The sequence below is a fragment of the Nosocomiicoccus sp. HMSC067E10 genome (assembly GCF_001810835.1).
Taxonomy (GTDB): Bacteria; Bacillota; Bacilli; order Staphylococcales; family Salinicoccaceae; genus Nosocomiicoccus; species Nosocomiicoccus ampullae_A.
In genome coordinates, this window is sequence record NZ_KV802747.1 from 1 (window position 1) to 3170 (window position 3170).

Sequence of the window (3170 nt, forward strand, 5' to 3'; positions counted from 1 at the left end):
ACGTACATTGAAAACCAAATAGAAGCAACAGATTATATATTAATATATGATTTCAAGCGTAGAAACCGAGAACGAAAAAGTTCAAAAATACACGCGCGATAGAGTAGAGATACTCTCTCACAAATTCATTACGATTAAGTAGTGAAGGGCGCACGGTGGATGCCTTGGCACCAAGAGCCGATGAAGGACGGAACAAACACCGATATGCTTTGGGGAGCTGTAAGTAAGCTGTGATCCGAAGATTTCCGAATGGGGGAACCCGGCATTTTTAATGTCACTCCATTACGAATTAAGTAGTGATGGTAGAGGTAGACCTGGGGAACTGAAACATCTTAGTACCCAGAGGAAGAGAAAGTAAACACGATTCCCGTAGTAGCGGCGAGCGAAGTGGGAAGAGCCCAAACCAGTTTAAACTGGGGTTGTAGGACTTCGAGATGCGAGAAGCAAGTTTAGTGGAAGATTATGGAAAGAATGACCATAGAGGGTAACAGTCCCGTACACGACAAGCGAGCGGACGCTAGAAGTATCCTGAGTACGGCGGAACACGAGGAATTCCGTCGGAATCTGGGAGGACCATCTCCTAAGGCTAAATACTCCTTGGTGACCGATAGTGAACCAGTACCGTGAGGGAAAGGTGAAAAGCACCCCGGGAGGGGAGTGAAATAGAACCTGAAACCGTGTGCCTACAAGTAGTCAGAGCCCTATAAGGGTGATGGCGTGCCTTTTGTATAATGAACCGGCGAGTTACGCATACATGCAAGGTTAAGCAGCGAATGTGGAGCCGAAGCGAAAGCGAGTCTGAAATGGGCGAGTAGTATGTGTGTGTAGACCCGAAACCAGGTGATCTACCCATGACCAGGTTGAAGTCCAGGTAACACTGGATGGAGGACCGAACCGACTTATGTTAAAAAATGACCGGATGAGTTGTGGGTAGGGGTGAAATTCCAATCGAACCTGGAGATAGCTGGTTCTCTCCGAAATATATTTAGGTATAGCCTCATATTATCATCGTGGAGGTAGAGCACTGTTTGGATAAGGGGCCCATCCCGGGTTACCGAGTTCAGACAAACTCCGAATGCCATAGATGAGATGTATGGGAGTCAGACAGTGGGTGATAAGGTCCATTGTCGAAAGGGAAACAGCCCAGACCACCAGTTAAGGTCCCCAAATATATGTTAAGTGGAAAAGGATGTGGCGTTGCACAGACAACTAGGATGTTGGCTTAGAAGCAGCCATCATTTAAAGAGTGCGTAATAGCTCACTAGTCGAGTGACGCTGCGCCGAAAATGTACCGGGGCTAAACATATTACCGAAACTGTGGATCCGCAAGGATGGTAGGAGAGCGTTCTATATGCAGCGAAGCCAAACCGAGAGGGAAAGTGGAGCGTATAGAAGTGAGAATGCCGGTGTGAGTAGCGCAAGACGGGTGAGAATCCCGTCCACCGAAAGACTAAGGTTTCCAGAGGAAGGCTCGTCCGCTCTGGGTAAGTCGGGACCTAAGCCGAGGCAAACAGCGTAGGCGATGGACAACAGGTAGAAATTCCTGTACCGGTGTAACATGAATGAGTGAAGTGGTGACGCAGGAGGAGAATCGAATCGCACGACTGGAAGAGTGCGTGCAAGTGACAAGCTGTCATACCAGGCAAATCCGGTATGAGTGTAAGGTAAGTCATGATGCGGAGGGCGAAGCCCGAAGATCGATATTCACACTGCCAAGAAAACCCGCTAGCGAGTGTTATACTGCCCGTACCGCAAACCGACACAGGTAGTTGGGAAGAGAATTCTAAGGTGAGCGAGCGAACTCTCGTTAAGGAACTCGGCAAAATGACCCCGTAACTTCGGGAGAAGGGGTGCTCATGAAAATGAGCCGCAGTGAATAGGCCCAAGCGACTGTTTATCAAAAACATAGGTCTCTGCCAAACCGAAAGGTGACGTATAGGGGCTGACGCCTGCCCGGTGCTGGAAGGTTAAGAGGCGTGCTTAGCGTAAGCGAAGGTACAAATCGAAGCCCCAGTAAACGGCGGCCGTAACTATAACGGTCCTAAGGTAGCGAAATTCCTTGTCAGGTAAGTTCTGACCCGCACGAAAGGCGTAACGATTTGGGCACTGTCTCAACGAGAGGCTCGGTGAAATCATAGTTCCAGTGAAGATGCTGGATACCCGCGACAGGACGGAAAGACCCCGTGGAGCTTTACTGTAGCTTGATATTGAATCTCGAGTACACCTGTACAGGATAGGTGGGAGTTTAAGAAGCATGCACGTCAGTGTATGTGGAGACGCTGGTGGGATACCACCCTGGTGTACTTGCGGTTCTAACCCGGTACCGTGATCCGGTACGGAGACAGTGTCAGGTGGACAGTTTGACTGGGGCGGTCGCCTCCTAAAATGTAACGGAGGCGCTCAAAGGTTCCCTCAGAATGGTTGGAAATCATTCAAAGAGTGTAAAGGTATAAGGGAGCTTGACTGTGAGACCAACAAGTCGAGCAGGGTCGAAAGACGGACTTAGTGATCCGGTGGTTCCGCATGGAAGGGCCATCGCTCAACGGATAAAAGCTACCCCGGGGATAACAGGCTTATCTCCCCCAAGAGTTCACATCGACGGGGAGGTTTGGCACCTCGATGTCGGCTCATCGCATCCTGGAGCTGTAGTCGGTTCCAAGGGTTGGGCTGTTCGCCCATTAAAGCGGTACGCGAGCTGGGTTCAGAACGTCGTGAGACAGTTCGGTCCCTATCCGTCGTGGGCGTAGGAAATTTGAGAGGCGCTGTCCTTAGTACGAGAGGACCGGGATGGACATACCACTGGTGTACCAGTTGTCGTGCCAACGGCATAGCTGGGTAGCTACGTATGGACGGGATAAATACTGAAAGCATCTAAGTATGAAGCCCCCCTCAAGATGAGATTTCCCTATAGATGCCAGAGAGACGATCTGGTTGATAGGTTTGGCGTGTAAGTATGGTGACATACTCAGCGGACAAATACTAATTCATCGATGACTTATTCAATATGATTCAAGCGTGGATCTACGAATTGCTTCTATTTGGTTTTGAGTGTATGTCTAGTGACGATGGCGGAGAGGCCACACCTGTTCCCATGCCGAACACAGAAGTTAAGCTCTCCAGCGCCGATGGTAGTTCGGTTGACCCGTGCTAGAGTAGGACGTCGCTAGGCA

The 3170-nt window shown here is 49.9% G+C and carries 2 rRNA genes; both read left to right on the top strand.

The window, feature by feature from the left end:
• Positions 1 to 132: 132 nt before the first annotated feature.
• Positions 133 to 3003: ribosomal RNA gene (locus HMPREF2767_RS01290) — 23S ribosomal RNA — on the top strand.
• Positions 3004 to 3055: 52 nt separating this feature from the next.
• Positions 3056 to 3169, top strand: a 5S ribosomal RNA gene (rrf, locus tag HMPREF2767_RS01295).
• Position 3170: the final 1 nt, after the last annotated feature.